Here is a 16,616-nt window from a genome sequence, read left to right as displayed (position 1 = left end):
GGTGGCCCAGCGCCGCGATCAGCGAATGTTAGCGGTTGCTGTAACGGCCATGCTTGCCGTGTGCAGGCATGGCCTGGTTGCCACGTGTGGCGATCATCTGTGGCAGCGTGACCAGTTCGATCCCCAATTGCTTGAGCCGTGGAATTTGACTTTCCAGTACCGCTAGCGTCTGCGGGTAGGGGTGGCCGATCAATACGGCCGAGCCGTGCTTGCGGGCCAGTGCAATACCCTGTTGCAGCTGAGCGTCGATGGCTTCCGGCGTGCGCACGTCATCCAGAAATACATCCCGTGACACATGCGCGACATCGTGTGCTTGAGCCTCGGCTGCGGCGACCGTGGCGGCACTGGTGCGGCTGTCGACAAAGAACAGATGGCGCCGCTGCAGCTCACCCATCAACCACGCCATGGGTTCACGCTGTGCGGTCATGCGGCTGCCCATGTGGTTGTTGATGCCGGCGGCGTAGGGCACCTTGACCAATGCTGCGTCCAGGCGCCGCGCCAGCTCTTCGATGGCGATGCCCGGGTGCCAGGCATAGGGCCCGGTGGCCGGGTCCATGGGCATGTGCAAGATCACCGTCTTGCCGGCCTTGTGCGCCTGGCGGGCAAAGTCGGTGGCATGCGGGGTGTCGGGCATGATCGCCATGGTCACCGGCCCGGGCAGGGCCAGGGTACGGCTGTCACGCTCGGGGCTCTGGCCCAGGTCGTCGATGATGATGCTCATGTAGGCCTTGTTGGCCGGCGCCGCTTGCGCGATTCCGGCCATCAGGCAAAACAACAGACACAGCAGAAAACGCATAGGGTGGCTCAGTCGCCCTTGGTGATGTTCAGGCCCTTGAGCAGGCTCAGTGCCTGGCTCAGCTGGAAGTCGTCATCCTGCGGGCGCTCCTTGCGCTTGCTGCTGCCGGTCGGGCGGTCGGCGCCGCCGTTGCCGTTGCCCAGGTGGCCCTGCAGGTCGGCTTCCTTGAAGTTTTCGGTGTCGGCTTCGGCGGTGAGCTTGGCCGGGCGCACCTCGATGTCCGGGACAATGCCCTGAGCCTGGATCGAGCGGCCGTTGGGGGTGTAGTACAGCGCAGTGGTGAGCTTCAGGGCGCGGTCGTTGGCCAGTGGCAGCACGGTCTGCACCGAGCCTTTGCCGAAACTGTCGGTGCCCATCAGCACGGCGCGTTTCTGGTCCTGCAGGGCGCCGGCGACAATTTCCGATGCCGATGCACTGCCACCGTTGATCAGTACCACCAGCGGCACGCCTGCGCTGGCATCGGCCGGGTCGGCCGAGAAACGCAGCTCGGAGTTGGCGATGCGGCCCTTGGTGTAGACGATCAGACCTTTGGTCAGGAAGTGGTCGGCCACTTCCACTGCCGACTGCAACACGCCGCCTGGGTTGTTGCGCAGGTCCAGCACCACCCCGCGCAGTTTCTTGCCGTTGTCCTTGCGCAGCTTGGCCAGGGCCTTGCCCACTTCGTCTCCGGTCTTGACCTGGAACTGGGTGATACGGATGTAGCCGTAATCGTTCTCCAGCAGCTGGCTCTTCACGCTCTTGACCTGAATGACTGCACGGGTCAGGGTCACGTCGAACGGGTTGCCGCCGTCGCGTACCAAGGTCAGGGTGATTTTCTCGCCGACCTTGCCGCGCATCTTGTCGACCGCTTCGGTCATGGTCTGGCCGCGGGTCGGGGCGCCGTTGATCTTGACGATCAAGTCACCGGCCTGCACGCCGGCCCGCGAGGCTGGGGTGTCGTCGATTGGCGAAACCACCTTGATGAAGCCGTCTTCCTGGCCTACTTCAATACCCAGCCCGCCGAACTCGCCGCTGGTGCTTTCCTGCAGCTCCTGGAAGTCCTCGGGGCCAAGGTAGGCCGAATGCGGGTCAAGGTTGCTGAGCATGCCCTTGATGGCGTTTTCCAGCAGGGTCTTGTCGTCTACCGGTTCGACGTAGGCGGCCTTGATGCGGTCCAGGACCTCGGCGAAGGTGCGCAGTTCTTCCAGCGGCAGTGGCGCCTTGGCGGTCACCTCGGTGGCTGGCACTGCGGCGGCCTTGGCCGGCTCTGCGGCGGTGGCCAGGGGCGCGCCGACCGCCAGGGCGATGGACAGGGCCAGCTGGGTGAGACGAGGCGAGTGCAGCATGTCGAACGAACTCCTGATCCTGTAAGCGCTCCCTGGGGAGCATCGGCGCAGCACTCAAGCTGCGCCGTAGAAATTTGACTAGCCACGGCACCACTGCGAAGGGTCGGCAGGCCGGCCTTGCTGGCGGATAGCGAAATACAAGCCTGCCGCGTCCTGGCCACCGCTGTCGCCAACGGTGGAAATGGCTTCACCGGCCTTGACGATATCACCGGCATTCTTGAGCAGGCTCTGGTTGTGGCCGTACAGGCTCAGGTAACCGTTGCCATGGTCGAGAATGACCAGAAGCCCGGCGCCGCGCAACCAGTCCGCGAATACCACACGCCCGCCGTGCACGGCACGTACCTGGGTGCCTGGGTTGGCGCTGATCATAACCCCGTCCCACTTGGCACGAGCGTCGCTACCGCGGGCATCACCGAAGCGTGCCAGCAATCGACCATTGACTGGCCATGGAAGTTTGCCCCGCGCAGCAGAAAATGCGCCGCCGTAGTTCGCGCCATCGCTGGAAACCATCGGCCCGAGGGTGGTGCGGGCCTTTTTCGGCGGTTCCACTGGCTCTGCGGGCTCACGGGCCCGGTCGCGGGCAGCGGCGGCGGCCAGCGCTTCCTGCTGGCGGCGTTTTTCTGCTTCCTGCTGTGCCAGCAGGGCCTTCTTGCGTGCCTCTTCAGCTTCACGCGCCTGGCGGGCGAGGGTTTCCTCGATGGTCTTCAGGACTTTGGCCAGGTCGGCCTGGTCCTGTTCGCGCGCTTGCAGCTTCTGATCGCGGTCTTTTACATCGCTGTTGAGCTTTGCCAGTACCTGCTGGCGCTTGGCGCGCTCGGTTTCCAGGGCCTGGCGGCGGCTATCGAGGTCGGTGCGCTGGGCCAGCAGTTGTTGTTGCTGGCTGGAAATTTCCTGTTCGACGTTGGCCAGTTGGCGCAAGGTCTCGTTGAAGGTGCGCAATTGCTCCAGGCGCGCCTTGCTCAGGTAGTCGTAATAGGTGAGGGTGCGGGCGAATTTCTCGGGGTTCTGCTGGTTGAGCAGCAGCTTGAGGTATTCCTCGCGACCGTTGTTCTGGTAAGCCGAACGGGCCTGAATGGCGATCAGTCGTTGTTGTTCAACGCGGGCGCTCTGGAGTTTTTTTTTCTCGGTATCAAGGCGCTCCAGCCCGCCTTCAGTCTTTTTTAGTTCTTGCTGCAGGGCCTCCACCTGCTTTTCGAGGTTGCCGATGTCGGTTTCGGTGGCTTTGAGGTCTTTTTGCACACCTGCCTTTTCTTCCTGGAGCTTGCTCAGCGTTTTCTTGAGCTCGGCAATGTCCTGGCGGGTGGCATCCAGTTGCTGCTGGGTCTGCGCACGCTCATCGGCGAAGGCCGGGCTGAGCAGGCAAGACAGGGCTAGGAGGATCAGGGCGCGAAGCATGGGGTTTGGCGTACCAAGGATGGAGACTGGCCTAGTATGCCCGCCTGGGCAGGCAAAAAAAACGCCTCGCTACGGATGCAGGGGGGCGTTTGTCTGGAATTCATGTGCAATTGGGGCTGCAACGCAGCCCCTTTCGACATTCAGGCGTCGACCAGAATCGAGGTACCGGTCATTTCCACCGGCTTTTCCAGCCCCAGCAGCTTCAGCATGGTTGGCGCCACGTCTGCCAGCACGCCGCCCTCGCGCACTTTCACGTTGCGCTTGCCCACATAGATGAACGGTACCGGCTCGGTCGTGTGCGCGGTGTGCGCCTGGCCGGTGCACTCGTCTTCCATTTGCTCGACGTTGCCGTGGTCAGCGGTGATCAGGGCCTCGCCGCCGACCTTGTCCAGTGCATCGACAATGCGCCCTACACAGGTATCCAGTGCTTCGACGGCCTTGACCGCCGCCTCGAACACGCCGGTGTGGCCGACCATGTCGCCGTTGGCGTAGTTGACCACGATGACGTCGAAGCGCTGCTGTTCGATGGCTTCGACGATGCGATCGGTCACCTCTGGTGCGCTCATTTCCGGTTGCAGGTCATAGGTGGCGACCTTCGGCGACGGGATCAGGATGCGTTCTTCGCCTTCGAACGGCTCTTCACGGCCACCCGAGAAGAAGAAGGTGACGTGGGCGTATTTCTCGGTTTCGGCGATGCGCAGCTGGGTCTTGCCGTTTTTCGCCAGGTATTCGCCCAGCACGTTGTTCAGGCTGGACGGGGCAAAGGCTGCCGGGGCCGGGATCTTCGCCGAATACTGGGTCAGGCCGATGTACGCCGCCATCTTCGGCAGGCGCGCACGGGCGAATTCCGTAAAGTCTGGCTCTACGAATGCACGCGACAGTTCGCGAGCGCGGTCGGCGCGGAAGTTCATGAAAATCACGGCATCGCCATCTTCGACCTTGACGGCTTCGCCAATGCGCGTGGCCTTGACGAACTCGTCGCTTTCGTCGCGGGCGTAAGCCGCTTCAAGGCCTGCCAGGGCCGTGTCAGCGGTGTACTCGGCAGTGCTGTCGACGATGAGGTTGTAGGCGGCGCTGACGCGGTCCCAGCGATTGTCGCGGTCCATGGCGTAGTAGCGGCCGATCAGGCTGGCAATGCGGCCCTTGCCCAGTTTGGCGAAGGTGGCGTCGAGCAGTTCGATGGGCGACTGCGCGCTGCGTGGCGGGGTGTCCCGGCCATCGAGGAAGGCGTGCAGGTAGATCTTTTCAGCGCCACGCTGGGCGGCCAGTTCGGCCATGGCCACCAAGTGCTCCTGGTGGCTGTGTACGCCACCATCGGACAGCAGGCCGAGGATGTGCACGGCCTTGCCAGCACCGACTGCCTTGTCCACAGCACCGGTCAGTACCGGGTTTTCGAAGAACTCGCCGTCGCGGATGGCCTTGGTCACCCGCGTGAAGTCCTGATAGACGACACGACCTGCGCCGAGGTTCATATGACCGACTTCGGAGTTGCCCATCTGCCCGTCCGGCAGGCCGACATCCATGCCCGAGCCGGAAATGAGGCCATGCGGCTGGGTGGCGCACAGGCGGTCATAGACCGGTTTATTGGCGGCAAAGATGGCGTTGTGTTCGGGGATATCGCTATGGCCGAAGCCATCCAGGATAATCAGGACCAGGGGTTTGGGCGTGCTCGTCATCAATCAAACTCACGGTTGTTCAAAGATGATAAAGACACGCATTTTAGGGCAAATACGCCACCTGCGGCGAATATTCGTCCCATTCCACCGACCGGCGCACCTGTGGTAGCAACATGAAGGTGGTTTTGTGGCCGGCCCGTCGGGCTTTGGTGGCACCAAGGGGCTGTGTATACTGGCCGGCATTTTCAATCGCCTGGAACACCGCTGATGGTTGCTCACCTGATTCAATTCGCGACAGATCACTACATCCTGGTTGCGATCTTCCTCATTCTGCTGGTCCTGCTGCTCGTCAATGAAATCCGTCGTGGTGGCCAGAGCCTGACTAATGGCCAACTGACAGCCCTGGTCAATGCCGAGAAGGCCCTGGTGATCGATATTCGCCCGGCCAAGGAATACTCCGCCGGTCACATCGTCGGCGCGGTGAACATCCCGCAGGACAAGCTGGCCAACCGCATGACCGAGCTGGACAAGCATAAAGAAAAGACCTTGATCGTCGTCGACGCGATGGGCCAGCAGTCCGGCACCATTTGCCGCGAGCTGCTCAAAGCTGGTTACAACGCCGCCAAACTGAGCGGTGGCGTTTCCAGCTGGAAAGCCGATAACCTGCCCCTGGTGAAGTGATATGAAGCCTGTCATCGTCTATTCCAGCGACTACTGCCCCTACTGCATGCGTGCCAAGTACCTGCTCGAGAGCAAGGGCGTGGCCTTCGAGGAAATCAAGGTCGACGGCAAACCGCAGGTTCGCGCCGAGATGAGTCAGAAAGCCGGCCGTACGTCGGTGCCGCAGATCTGGATCGGCAGTACCCATGTCGGTGGATGCGATGACCTCTATGCCCTGGAGCGCGCGGGCAAGCTCGACGCGTTGCTGGCGGCCTGATTTGCACTGCATTCAAAAACATTAGGATAAGGATCTGACATGACTGACCAACAGACCAACGGCGCTGCTGCAGAAGACAACAGCCCTCAGTTCTCCCTGCAGCGCATCTATGTGCGCGACCTGTCGTTCGAGGCCCCGAAAAGCCCGCAGATCTTCCGTCAGACCTGGGAACCGAGCGTTGCCCTGGACCTGAACACCAAGCAGAAATCCCTGGAAGGTGACTTCCACGAGGTCGTGCTGACCCTGTCGGTTACCGTCAAGAACGGTGATGAAGTGGCCTTCATTGCTGAAGTGCAGCAGGCCGGTATCTTCCTGATCGCCAACCTCGATGCGCCTTCGATGAGCCACACCCTGGGTGCGTTCTGCCCGAACATCCTGTTCCCTTATGCCCGTGAGGCCCTGGACAGCCTGGTGACCCGCGGTTCGTTCCCGGCGCTGATGCTGTCGCCGGTCAACTTCGACGCCCTGTACGCGCAAGAAATGCAGCGTATGCAGGAAGCGGGTGAAGCGCCTACTGTGCAGTAATTACTGCCGGTATCAAGAAAGCGCCTCTCGGGGCGCTTTTTTGTTGCCGGCGCGGGCCTCTTCGCGGGTAAACCCGCGCCTACAGGGGATTGCGCCGTTCTCTCGGCCTGCGTAGGAGCGGGTTTACCCGCGAAGAGGCCCGCACAGGCAACACATCAGCTCCCGGCAAACCCGTTCTGCCGCCACGCCTCATACACCGTCACCGCCACGGTATTGGACAGGTTCAGGCTACGGCACCCTGGCCGCATCGGCAGGCGCAGGCGGTGCTCGGCCGGCAGGCTGTCCAGCACCTCGGCCGGCAACCCGCGGCTCTCTGGCCCGAACAGGAAGGCGTCGCCCGGCTGGAAGGCCACTTCGTGGAACGGGTGCGAGCCCTTGGTGGTAAAGGCGAACAACCGTGGGTTGCCAAGGCTTTCCAGGCATCCGGCCAGGCTCTCGTGGCGCTTGAGCGTGGCATACTCGTGGTAGTCCAGCCCTGCGCGGCGCAGGCGCTTGTCATCCAGTTCGAAGCTGATGGGTTCGATCAGGTGCAGGGCACAGCCGCTGTTGGCGCATAGACGAATGATGTTGCCGGTATTCGGCGGAATTTCTGGTTGAAAAAGGATGACGTGAAACATGCACGGCTCCAAACGTGAAGATGACGGGCATTCTACCCCTGAACCGGACGTGCGTTCGAAGGCCTTCCCACGGGTGATGCTGTCATTGGCGATCGTTGGCTTGATGGTAGGGCTGATGATCGGTCGCCTGACTACGCCGGACGAGCGTGAGCTGCAGCAGGTGCAAGCGACGCAGGATGGCCTGGAGTTGTGGTTCAACGAAGAGCCCAAGCTGCATGGCGAGAACGTGGAAGGGACGGTGGCGTTGCTGTTTCAGGCCCAGGGCAAGGCTCAGCAAGGGCAGCTCAGCCTGCAGGGCAAGCCGGTGAGCTGGCGGGTACAGCACAGCAAGGAAGGTTTGTTGTTGACGGTGGTGGCCGCGCGCCCCCTGCACGGCGAATGGGCCGGTGCAGAGGACGCTGGGCGCTGGCGGGTGCAAGTGAAACTGCACGAATAAAAGAGGGGATATCCCGGCCTGCCTGTACCAGGGTCCCCAAAAGGGGTGCTGCGTATAAAGGGGGGATGTCCCGGCCTGCCTGTACCGAGGTCCCCAAAAGCGGCGGTGCTGCAAATAAAAGAGGGGTTCACCCGGCCTGCCTGTACCAGGGCCCCCGAAACTGGAGATGTATTGCTTAATGCAGGGGGCGTGCCAGTTTTGCAAAAGCCGTGAATACTGGGCTTTGCGGGTGATTTGGCCGTATTTTGAGGGGATTTGTGCCTTCGAGAGGTGCAGCCGGCACAGGAACGGTGCATTCAGAAGGCTGAAATGACTGGGGCCGCTTTGCGCCCCATCGCGACACAAGGCCGCTCCCACAGGATCGTGGTAGGAGCGGGTTTACCCGCGAATAGGGTGGCGGCGGCAACGCTGAACGGCAGGTGGAGATTGGCCAGCAAGCCCGGCCTCTTCGCGGGTGAACCCGCTCCTACGACGACCCCGATGTGTGCCCACACCGTGGTAGGAGCGGGTTTACCCGCGAATACGATGGCGGCGGCAACGCTGAACGGCAGGTGGAGATTGGCCAGCAGGCCCGGCCTCTTCGCGGGTGAACCCGCTCCTACGACGACCGCGATGTGTGTCCATCGCATCAGCCTTGGGGGCAGAGGTGATCCTGTGGGAGCGGCCTTGTGTCGCGATGGGCTGCAAAGCAGCCCCAGCAATCTAAAAAGCTAATTCAGAGCTCAGTGGTCATCACCTTCCTCATCATCCCCCCCGGCCACATTCATCCCCAGCTCCTTGATCTTGCGCGTCAGGGTATTGCGCCCCCAACCCAGCAACAGCGCGGCATCGCGACGGCGGCCGGCGGTGTGCTTGAGTGCCGTTTCGATCATGATCCGTTCAAAGCTCGGCACTGCACTGTCCAGCAGGCTGGTCTGCCCGCGCGCCAATGCCTGGTCGGCCCACTGGCGCAGGGCCTGCTCCCAGTTGGTTACCGGCGCGGCGTCTTGTGGCAGGTTCAGCAGTTCGGGTGGCAGGTCGCCGATCAGCACTTCGCGGCTGGAGGCCATCACGGTGATCCAGCGGCAGGTGTTCTCCATCTGCCGCACATTGCCCGGCCATGGCAGGTTGCGGATGAACTCTTCAGTCTCCGGCTTGAGGATCTTCGGCTCGACTGCCAGCTCCTGGGCCGCCCGGGCAAGGAAGTGGCGGGCGAGGGCGGGGATATCCTCGCGGCGGTCGGCCAAGCGCGGAATATGGATACGGATCACGTTCAGGCGGTGGAACAAGTCCTCACGAAACTTGCCGGCCTGCACCAGTGACTCCAGGTTCTGGTGGGTGGCGGCGATGATGCGCACGTCGACCTTGACCGGCACATGGCCGCCCACGCGGTAGAACTCGCCATCGGCCAGCACACGCAGCAGGCGGGTCTGAGTGTCGGCAGGCATGTCCCCGATTTCGTCGAGGAACAGCGTGCCACCATCGGCCTGCTCGAAACGGCCGCGACGCAAGTTGGCAGCACCTGTGAAGGCGCCTTTCTCATGGCCGAACAGCTCCGACTCCATCAAGTCCTTGGGGATGGCGGCCATGTTCAGGGCAATGAACGGCGATGCTGCGCGTGGGCTGTGCCGGTGCAGGGCGTGGGCCACCAGTTCTTTGCCGGTGCCGGACTCGCCATTGATCAGCACGGTGATGTTGGAGTGGCTGAGGCGGCCGATGGCGCGGAACACCTCCTGCATCGCCGGGGCTTCACCAATGATTTCCGGGGTGCGCGCCAGGTTCTGTGGCACATCCAGGCCTTGCTGCTCCTGGGCGTGCTGGTTGGCGCGCTTGACCAGTGATACCGCTTCGTCGACGTCGAATGGCTTGGGCAGGTACTCGAAGGCACCGCCTTGGTACGAGGCCACGGCGCTGTCCAGGTCGGAGTGGGCGGTCATGATGATGACCGGCAGGCGCGGGTGCTGCTCGCGGATCTGCGCCAGCAGGTCGAGGCCGCTGGTGCCAGGCATGCGAATGTCGGAAATGATCACGTCGGGTTGCTGGCGTGCCAGGCGTCCCATGACACCGTCTGCGCTGTCGAAGCTCTGGGTGGTCATGCCTTCCTGTTGCAGGGCTTTTTCCAGGACCCAGCGGATGGAACGATCATCGTCGACGATCCATACGGTTTCACTTCGGCTCATGAGGCGGTGGCTCCTTGTTCCAGAGGCAGGTAAATCGAGAAGGCGGTATGGCCAGCGTGGCTTTCACACTCGATCAGGCCCTGGTGCTGGCTGATGATGTTCTGGGTAATGGCCAGGCCCAGCCCGGTACCGTCCGGGCGGCCACTGACCATGGGATAGAAGAGGGTGTCCTGCAGTTCCGGCGGGATGCCCGGGCCGTTGTCGATGATTTCTACCCGCGCTACCAGGCGGTGACGCACGTGGCCGATGGTGAACTGGCGAAGGGCACGGCTGCGCAAGGTGATGCGACCCAGGCGCAGCTCATTCTGCGAGCTGATCGCCTGCATGGCGTTGCGCACGATGTTGAGTACGGCTTGAATCATCTGTTCTCGGTCGATCAGCACGTCCGGCAGGCTTGGGTCGTAATCGCGCACCAAAGTGATGCACCCCTGGCTTTCGGCATCGACCAGGCTGCACACCCGCTCCAGCACTTCGTGAATATTGGTCATGGCCAGCGACGGCAGCTTGTTCGAGCCGAGCATGCGGTCGACCAGGTTGCGCAAGCGGTCGGCCTCTTCGATGATCACATTGGTGTAGTCGCGCAGCCCTTCCTCGGGCAGTTCGCGGGCCAGTAGCTGGGCCGCTCCGCGGATGCCGCCAAGGGGGTTCTTGATTTCGTGGGCCAGGCCGCGCACCAGCATCTTGGTGGTTTCCTGCTTGCTCAGTTGGGCCTCTTCCTTGGTGATGCGCAGCAGACGGTCCCGCGGATGCACCTCGAGCAACAGCAGGGTCTGGCCTTGATGCAGTATCGGCGTTACCGCGTAGTCGACGGTGATGGTCTGCCCGGTCAGCGATGTAAGCTGCGCTTCACGCTTGGTGAACGGGTGCGCCTGCTCGACCGCCTGGCGCAGCGAACTGAGCGCCTCGGTCGATTCGGTGAACAGCTCGCTGATGAACTGCCCATGGCTGCGCTGGCCGCTGACGGCCAGTAGCATTTCTGCGGCCGGGTTCATGTACTCCAGGCGCAGCTCGGCGTTGAGCAGCAACGTGGCGGTGGTCAGGTTGTCCAGAAGCAGACGGTGCTGTGCATCGCTGATGGTCATAAGGCGTCGTTGACCTCGTTTGGCGCTTGCCTGGCACTGCTTTGGTCAGGGCCGGACGCGGGGTGGATCCACTGATGCGAGACTCTGGATAAGAAAATGCAAGAAACAAACCAAAGCTCCGAAAAGAAGCGGGATTTACCGATAAAGGCCTGAATCTGCGCAAATTCGGATCAGAAAGTCTTGGTGAAACGTTTAATCTGAACCAGATTGGGGAGCAATTGAGGGCATGGCGTGAATTAGTGCACCAAGATAGAGCATAGCGTGGCAGGCGAATCAGTGGTGCTTCTGCAAGGTGCGCAGAAACAAAAACGGCCTCCCGAGGGAGGCCGTTGTGATCATGTCATCGGCGCGAGGCGCCAATCAGATCAGCAGCTGTAGTACAGCTCGTATTCCAGCGGGTGTACGAAGGTACGGACCTTGATTTCTTCTTCGCTCTTCAGTTCGATGAAGGCGTCGATGAAGTCATCGGAGAACACGCCGCCCTTGGTCAGGAACGCACGGCCTTTATCCAGCTCTTCCAGAGCTTCTTTCAGGCTGCCGCACACTTGCGGGATGTTCTTGGCTTCTTCTGGCGGCAGGTCGTACAGGTTCTTGTCGGCCGCGTCGCCTGGGTGGATCTTGTTCTGGATGCCGTCCAGGCCAGCCATCAGCAGGGCCGCGAACGCCAGGTACGGGTTGGCCGATGGGTCCGGGAAGCGTGCTTCGATACGGCGGGCTTTCGGGCTGCCAACGTAAGGAATACGGATCGAGGCGGAACGGTTGCGAGCCGAGTAGGCCAGCATTACCGGGGCTTCGAAGCCTGGGACCAGACGCTTGTACGAGTTGGTCGACGGGTTGGTGAAGCCGTTCAGGGCCTTACCGTGCTTGATGATACCGCCGATGAAGTACAGGGCGGTGTCGGACAGGCCGGCATAGCCTTCACCCGAGAAGGTGTTCTTGCCGTCTTTCCAGATCGACATGTGCACGTGCATGCCCGAGCCGTTGTCGCCGTACAGTGGCTTCGGCATGAAGGTGGCGGTACGGCCGTAAGCGTCGGCAACGTTGTGCACGACGTATTTCAGCGCCTGTACTTCGTCAGCCTTCTTCACCAGGGTGTTGAACTTGACGCCGATTTCGTTCTGGCCGGCAGTCGCCACTTCGTGGTGGTGAACTTCAACGGTCTGGCCCATTTCTTCCAGGGCGTTGCACATGGCAGTACGGATTTCGTGGTCATGGTCGAACGGCGGAACCGGGAAGTAGCCGCCTTTCACGCCTGGACGGTGGCCTTTGTTGCCGCCTTCCACGTCAGCGCCGGTCATCCACGAGCCCTGCTCGGAGAAGATCTTGAACATCGAACCGGAGATGTCCGAGTGGAACTTCACTTCGTCGAAGATGAAGAACTCAGGCTCTGGGCCGGCGAATACGGTGTCACCGATGCCGGTGCTCTTCAGGTACTCTTCAGCACGCTTGGCGATGGCGCGTGGGTCGCGGTCGTAGCCCTGCATGCTCGACGGGTCGACGATGTCGCAGGTGATGATCAGGGTTGGTTCTTCGGTGAACGGGTCCAGAACGGCGGTTTCGTCGACCGGCATCAGGATCATGTCGGAAGCTTCGATGCCTTTCCAGCCAGCGATGGAGGAACCGTCGAACATCTTGCCGACTTCGAAGAAGTCTTCGTCCAGCGCATCACGCGACGGCATGGTCACGTGGTGCTGAATGCCTTTGGTGTCCGTGAAACGCAGATCAATCCACTTGACGTCATGATCTTTGATGAGTTGAACCGACTTCGACATGTTGTCCTCCGGATGGTCTAGAGCGCGGTGGGCCGCTGCCCTGGAAAAAGGGTGTTGCCGGGCGCGGATAGTCGGCCAAGCTTACCTGCCTCACAAGGGAGCAAATTGCATGCCAGTGCCCGAAAATGGCGAGGGTGGGATAAAAGGGGGCGTTTGCGGGCATTTGGCGTTGGGTTGGCGGGTAAAAGTGCACCCTTACGATGCGTTTTTTGATCGTCTCGCACCAATTGGGTGCGTGGCGTGAGTGGTGTGCTAGCTTCTAGGGCCTCTTCGCGGGTAAACCCGCTCCTACGGGCGGGTTTACCCGCGAAAGGGCCGGAACAGGCACTGCAAAACCTGGCCTCTGCATTTATCTCAAAGCTTCTGATCAAAAGTTGGTCAAATCCTGAGCAATTTCCGATATAATTCGCGCCCCTCATTTTCGGCAGGCCCTGCGCGCGCTGTTAACCAATGAAACTTATCGTCAAAGTCTTCCCAGAAATCACCATCAAAAGCCGGCCGGTGCGCAAGCGCTTCATCCGCCAGCTTGGCAAGAACATCCGCAACGTGCTCAAGGATCTCGACCCTGAGCTCGCGGTCGATGGTGTCTGGGACAATCTCGAGGTGGTCACCCGCGTCGAAGACGAAAAAGTCCAGCGCGAGATGATCGAACGCCTCACCTGCACCCCGGGTATCACCCACTTCCTGCAGGTAGAGGAATACCCGCTGGGTGACTTCGACGACATCGTCGCCAAGTGCAAGCACCACTTCGGCCACCTGCTGGCCGGCAAGCACTTCGCCGTGCGCTGCAAGCGCGGTGGCCACCATGACTTCACCTCGATGGACGTCGACCGTTACGTCGGCAGCCAGCTGCGCCAGCAGTGTGGCGCCGCCGGGATCGAGCTGAAAAAGCCTGAAGTGCTGGTGCGCATCGAAATCCGCGACCAGCGCCTGTATGTGATCCACAGCCAGCACAACGGCATCGGCGGTTATCCGCTGGGTGCCCTGGAGCAGACCCTGGTGCTGATGTCCGGTGGTTTCGACTCCACCGTTGCGGCCTACCAGATGATGCGCCGCGGCCTGATGACCCACTTCTGCTTCTTCAACCTCGGCGGCCGTGCCCACGAGCTGGGCGTAATGGAAGTGGCCCATTACCTGTGGAAAAAATACGGCAGCAGCCAGCGCGTACTGTTCATCAGCGTGCCGTTCGAAGAAGTGGTTGGCGAGATCCTCAACAAGGTCGACAACAGCTACATGGGCGTGACCCTCAAGCGCATGATGCTGCGCGGCGCCGCCCATATGGCCGACCGCCTGCAGATCGACGCGCTGGTGACCGGCGAAGCGATTTCCCAGGTGTCCAGCCAGACCCTGCCGAACCTGTCGATCATCGACTCGGCCACCGACAAGCTGGTGCTGCGCCCGCTGCTGGCCAGCCACAAGCAGGACATCATCGACCAGGCCACCGAAATCGGCACCGCGGACTTTGCCAAGCACATGCCGGAATACTGCGGCGTGATCTCGGTAAACCCGACCACCCATGCCAAGCGTCACCGCATGGAGCACGAAGAAAAGCAGTTCGACATGGCCGTGCTGGAGCGCGCTCTTGAGCGCGCCAAGTTCATTTCCATCGACCATGTGATCGATGAGCTGGGCAAGGACATCGAAATCGAGGAAGTGGCCGAGGCGCTGCCAGGCCAGATCGTCATCGACATTCGCCACCCCGATGCCCAGGAAGACGAACCTCTGGTGCTGGAAGGTATCGAAGTCCAGGCCATGCCGTTCTACGCCATCAACAGCAAGTTCAAGCACCTGGACCCCACGCGCCAGTACTTGCTGTATTGCGACAAGGGTGTGATGAGCCGTTTGCACGCACACCACCTGCTCAGTGAGGGACATGCCAATGTGCGTGTTTATCGTCCGACATAAGACGCCGGGGCTGTATGGCGGCAGTATCCGCCATCGCCCTCCCGACCGCCGGGCCCGCTGAGCCTCAAACAGTACATATTGGCCGCCTACACTGGGCGGCAACCGAATCCTCTGATCGAGATACACTTGTGATCGAAAATCTGCGTAACATCGCCATCATCGCCCACGTTGACCATGGTAAAACCACTCTGGTCGACAAACTCCTGCGTCAGTCCGGCACTCTGGAGCGTAACGAGCTCAATGACGAGCGCGTCATGGACTCCAACGACCAGGAAAAAGAGCGCGGTATTACCATTCTGGCGAAAAACACCGCCATCAACTGGAACGGCTACCACATCAACATCGTCGACACCCCCGGCCACGCCGACTTCGGTGGCGAGGTTGAGCGTGTAATGTCGATGGTCGACTCCGTGCTGCTGCTGGTCGACGCCCAGGACGGCCCGATGCCGCAAACTCGCTTCGTGACCAAGAAGGCTTTCGAAGCCGGCCTGAAGCCAATCGTCGTGATCAACAAGGTTGACCGTCCGGGCGCACGTCCTGACTGGGTTCTGGACCAGATCTTCGACCTGTTCGACAACCTCGGTGCCACCGACGAACAGCTGGACTTCAAAGTGGTCTACGCCTCGGCCCTGAACGGCATTGCCGGCCTGGACCACACTGCCATGGCCGAAGACATGACCCCGCTGTACCAGTCGATCATCGACAACGTACCTGCACCGTCTGTTGACCGCGACGGCCCGTTCCAGATGCAGATCTCCGCACTGGACTACAACAGCTTCCTCGGCGTTATCGGTGTTGGCCGCATCGCCCGTGGCCGCGTCAAGCCGAACACCCCGGTTGTCGCCATCGACACCAACGGCAAGAAGCGTAACGGCCGTATCCTGAAGCTGATGGGTCACCACGGTCTGCACCGCGTTGACGTCGAAGAAGCCCAGGCTGGCGATATCGTCTGCATCAGCGGTTTCGATGAGCTGTTCATCTCCGACACCCTGTGCGCCCCGGATGCGGTAGAAGCGATGAAGCCGCTGACCGTTGACGAGCCGACCGTTTCGATGACCTTCCAGGTCAACGACTCGCCGTTCTGCGGTAAAGAAGGCAAGTTCGTCACCAGCCGTAACATCAAGGACCGTCTGGACAAGGAGCTGCTGTACAACGTTGCCCTGCGCGTTCAGGAGACCGACTCCCCAGACAAGTTCAAGGTTTCGGGCCGTGGTGAGCTGCACCTGTCGGTGCTGATCGAAACCATGCGTCGTGAAGGCTTCGAAATGGCCGTGGGCCGTCCTGAAGTGATCATCCGCGAAGTCGACGGCGTGAAGCAGGAGCCGTTCGAGAACGTCACCATCGACATCCCTGAAGAATCCCAGGGCAAGGTCATGGAAGAGATGGGTCTGCGTAAAGGCGACCTGACCAACATGGTTCCGGATGGCAAGGGCCGTGTTCGTCTGGAGTACAACATTCCAGCCCGTGGTCTGATCGGTTTCCGTAACCAGTTCCTGACCCTGACCAACGGTGCAGGCATCCTGACCTCGATCTTCGATCGCTACGACACCATGAAGTCGGGCCAGATGTCCGGCCGCCTCAACGGCGTACTGGTTTCGGTCGAGACCGGCAAGGCACTGACCTACTCGCTGGAAACCCTGCAGGCTCGCGGCAAGCTGTTCGTTGAACACGGCCAGGAGATCTACAACGGTCAGATCATCGGCCTGAACAGCCGTGACAACGACCTGGGCGTGAACCCGACCAAAGGCAAGAAGCTCGACAACATGCGTGCTTCGGGCAAAGACGAAGTCATCGCCCTGGTACCGCCAGTTCGCCACACCCTCGAGCAGGCCCTGGAATTCATCCAGGACGACGAGCTGTGCGAAGTGACGCCTAAGTCGATCCGTCTGCGCAAGAAGATCCTGGACGAAGGCGAGCGTACCCGCGCAGCCAAGAAAGCCAAGAACTGAGTTAGCTCAGGCTGAATGAAAACGCCCCCGGTCGAAAGGCCGGGGGCGTTTTTGTTTGTCTGGGTTTTTTGTGCTGGTAGTACCGGCCTCTTCGCGGGTAAA

14 protein-coding genes are annotated in these 16,616 nt (G+C 61.2%); 6 read left to right on the top strand and 8 right to left on the bottom strand.

Features of this window, described 5'->3' with window-relative positions; all coding sequences use genetic code 11:
- Positions 1–28: 28 nt before the first annotated feature.
- The 4 genes from BJQ17_RS24760 to gpmI all read right to left on the bottom strand — a co-directional run bounded on the left by BJQ17_RS24760 (position 29) and on the right by gpmI (position 5,192).
- Positions 29–796 carry a divergent polysaccharide deacetylase family protein gene (locus BJQ17_RS24760; protein ID WP_070096792.1) on the bottom strand — a complete coding sequence of 256 codons (768 nt, stop codon included), beginning with the start codon at positions 794–796 and terminating at the stop codon, positions 29–31.
- An 8-nt stretch (positions 797–804) separates the two neighbouring features.
- Positions 805–2,121, bottom strand: a complete 1,317-nt coding sequence (locus BJQ17_RS24755) for a S41 family peptidase (RefSeq protein ID WP_047603589.1) — start codon at positions 2,119–2,121, stop codon at positions 805–807.
- Positions 2,122–2,199: 78 nt separating this feature from the next.
- Positions 2,200–3,516 (bottom strand): murein hydrolase activator EnvC, encoded by a 1,317-nt coding sequence (locus tag BJQ17_RS24750; RefSeq protein ID WP_070096791.1) that lies wholly within the window; start codon positions 3,514–3,516, stop codon positions 2,200–2,202.
- Positions 3,517–3,656: 140 nt separating this feature from the next.
- Positions 3,657–5,192 (bottom strand): 2,3-bisphosphoglycerate-independent phosphoglycerate mutase, encoded by a 1,536-nt coding sequence (gpmI, locus tag BJQ17_RS24745; protein WP_003249196.1) that lies wholly within the window; start codon positions 5,190–5,192, stop codon positions 3,657–3,659.
- A 207-nt stretch (positions 5,193–5,399) separates the two neighbouring features.
- On the opposite strand from gpmI, the gene BJQ17_RS24740 reads away from it, so the two are divergent.
- Genes BJQ17_RS24740 through secB form a run of 3 tightly spaced genes read left to right on the top strand, consistent with a single transcriptional unit; the run spans position 5,400 to position 6,594 of the window.
- Positions 5,400–5,813 (top strand): rhodanese-like domain-containing protein, encoded by a 414-nt coding sequence (locus BJQ17_RS24740; protein WP_003249200.1) that lies wholly within the window; start codon positions 5,400–5,402, stop codon positions 5,811–5,813.
- A gap of 1 nt (position 5,814) precedes the next feature.
- Positions 5,815–6,069, top strand: coding sequence for a glutaredoxin 3 (gene grxC, locus BJQ17_RS24735; RefSeq protein ID WP_003249204.1), 255 nt, complete (start codon positions 5,815–5,817; stop codon positions 6,067–6,069).
- Positions 6,070–6,108: 39 nt separating this feature from the next.
- Positions 6,109–6,594, top strand: coding sequence for a protein-export chaperone SecB (gene secB / locus BJQ17_RS24730; protein WP_003249206.1), 486 nt, complete (start codon positions 6,109–6,111; stop codon positions 6,592–6,594).
- Between the two features lie 155 nt (positions 6,595–6,749).
- Here secB and trmL read toward each other — a convergent pair whose 3' ends face one another.
- Complete coding sequence (gene trmL, locus BJQ17_RS24725) at positions 6,750–7,211, bottom strand: tRNA (uridine(34)/cytosine(34)/5-carboxymethylaminomethyluridine(34)-2'-O)-methyltransferase TrmL (protein ID WP_003249209.1); 462 nt, start codon at positions 7,209–7,211, stop codon at positions 6,750–6,752.
- Between trmL and BJQ17_RS24720 the strand changes: the two genes are divergently transcribed.
- Positions 7,210–7,647, top strand: a complete 438-nt coding sequence (locus BJQ17_RS24720) for a hypothetical protein (protein ID WP_003249211.1) — start codon at positions 7,210–7,212, stop codon at positions 7,645–7,647. The two genes, trmL and BJQ17_RS24720, sit on opposite strands and share 2 nt — an antisense overlap.
- A gap of 722 nt (positions 7,648–8,369) precedes the next feature.
- On the opposite strand, the gene ntrC is transcribed toward BJQ17_RS24720, so the two are convergent.
- The 3 genes from ntrC to glnA all read right to left on the bottom strand — a co-directional run bounded on the left by ntrC (position 8,370) and on the right by glnA (position 12,660).
- The gene (gene ntrC / locus BJQ17_RS24710) at positions 8,370–9,806 is read right to left on the bottom strand and encodes a nitrogen regulation protein NR(I) (protein WP_003249213.1); all 1,437 of its coding nucleotides are present in this window, start codon (positions 9,804–9,806) and stop codon (positions 8,370–8,372) included.
- The gene (glnL, locus tag BJQ17_RS24705; protein WP_003249215.1) at positions 9,803–10,888 is read right to left on the bottom strand and encodes a nitrogen regulation protein NR(II); all 1,086 of its coding nucleotides are present in this window, start codon (positions 10,886–10,888) and stop codon (positions 9,803–9,805) included. The genes ntrC and glnL overlap by 4 nt, the downstream gene beginning before the upstream one ends.
- Positions 10,889–11,253: 365 nt before the next feature.
- Positions 11,254–12,660 (bottom strand): type I glutamate--ammonia ligase, encoded by a 1,407-nt coding sequence (glnA, locus tag BJQ17_RS24700; protein WP_003249219.1) that lies wholly within the window; start codon positions 12,658–12,660, stop codon positions 11,254–11,256.
- A gap of 450 nt (positions 12,661–13,110) precedes the next feature.
- Between glnA and thiI the strand changes: the two genes are divergently transcribed.
- Both thiI and typA read left to right on the top strand, forming a co-directional pair.
- Positions 13,111–14,565: a tRNA uracil 4-sulfurtransferase ThiI gene (gene thiI / locus BJQ17_RS24695; protein ID WP_070096789.1), complete on the top strand. Its 1,455-nt coding sequence runs from the start codon at positions 13,111–13,113 to the stop codon at positions 14,563–14,565.
- Positions 14,566–14,693: 128 nt separating this feature from the next.
- The gene (gene typA, locus BJQ17_RS24690; protein WP_003249222.1) at positions 14,694–16,514 is read left to right on the top strand and encodes a translational GTPase TypA; all 1,821 of its coding nucleotides are present in this window, start codon (positions 14,694–14,696) and stop codon (positions 16,512–16,514) included.
- The last annotated feature ends 102 nt before the right edge of the window (positions 16,515–16,616 follow it).

It is taken from the genome of Pseudomonas sp. NBRC 111139 (assembly GCF_001753955.1).
Lineage (GTDB): Bacteria > Pseudomonadota > Gammaproteobacteria > Pseudomonadales > Pseudomonadaceae > Aquipseudomonas > Aquipseudomonas alloputida.
Note: the sequence above shows the minus strand (reverse complement) of the source record. Positions and strands in the feature narration are given on the sequence as shown.